The following is a 1,186-nucleotide window of genomic DNA, read 5'->3' as shown; positions in this document are numbered from 1 at the left end:
TTTGCGTAAACCAAATCTATCGAAACGGCACCCCAACGCAACGAGAAAAGTATCTGCCTAAATTAGTCGATGGTTGGCACATAGGCGCTCTGGCGATGAGCGAAGTCAATTCGGGTTCGGATGTCGTCAGCATGCAATTAAAAGCCGAAGACAAAGGCGACCACTTCTTACTCAATGGCACAAAAATGTGGATCACGAATGGCCCCGATGCGGACGTGGTCGTGGTGTACGCCAAAACAGATGCTGATGCGGGATCGCGCGGGATCACAGCGTTTATCGTCGAGCGCAGTTTTACCGGATTCAGTGACGCGCAAAAGCTCGATAAGTTGGGAATGCGAGGCTCAAACACATCTGAGCTCGTCTTCAACAATTGCAAAGTACCTAAAGAAAACATTCTCGGAGCACTCAATTGTGGCGTCGAAGTATTGATGAGTGGGCTTGATTACGAGCGCGTTGTTTTAGCTGCTGGCCCACTCGGCATTATGCAAGCGTGTATGGATATCGTCGTCCCCTACGTGCATGAGCGCAAACAGTTCGGCAAATCCATCGGCAAGTTTCAGCTTGTGCAGGGCAAATTAGCCGACATGTACTCACGTATGAACGCTGCCAAAGCGTACGTCTACACCGTCGCGGCGGCTTGTGATCGTGGTGAATGCACGCGCAAAGATGCCGCTGGGGTGATTTTGTACAGCGCAGAATTGGCAACACAAATGGCGCTCGACGCCATTCAGCTACTCGGCGGTAATGGCTACATCAATGAATACGCAACCGGACGCCTTCTGCGTGACGCAAAACTGTATGAAATTGGCGCAGGAACCTCCGAAATTCGCCGAATGCTCATCGGGCGCGAATTGTTTGAGGAATCACGCTAGCTCCTGATTCACTCGCTAGGAAAAGGAAGTCATCATGGCCATCATAAAAAGCAAAACCAAGCCAACTGACGAGCTGTTTCTTTCTAACCAAGCCGCGATGGAAATGCTGGTTGAAAAGCTGCAAAAAGACATCGCCACCATCAAACTCGGTGGCGGCGAACGTGCCATTGCTCATCAGCGACAAAAAGGAAAACTCCCGGTTCGAGAACGAATTTCACATTTGCTCGATGATGGCAGCAACTTCCTTGAAATCGGTCAGTTCGCCGCTTGGCAAGTGTACGATGAGTCCATCCCATGCGCGGGTGTCGTGGCTG

Annotated in this window: 1 protein-coding gene and 1 pseudogene; both read left to right on the top strand. The window is 50.9% G+C overall.

All coding sequences use genetic code 11. From position 1 onward, the window contains the following. A partial coding sequence (locus R7P69_RS24985) for an acyl-CoA dehydrogenase family protein (protein ID WP_318121791.1) occupies nucleotides 1-872 on the top strand: 872 nt, incomplete at its 5' end. 34 nt (nucleotides 873-906) lie between these two features. Further along, nucleotides 907-1,186: pseudogene (locus R7P69_RS24980) on the top strand (methylcrotonoyl-CoA carboxylase); the annotation flags it as partial.

It is taken from the genome of Vibrio sp. 661 (assembly GCF_033339315.1).
GTDB classification, from domain to species: domain Bacteria; phylum Pseudomonadota; class Gammaproteobacteria; order Enterobacterales; family Vibrionaceae; genus Vibrio; species Vibrio alginolyticus.
Note: the sequence above shows the minus strand (reverse complement) of the source record. Positions and strands in the feature narration are given on the sequence as shown.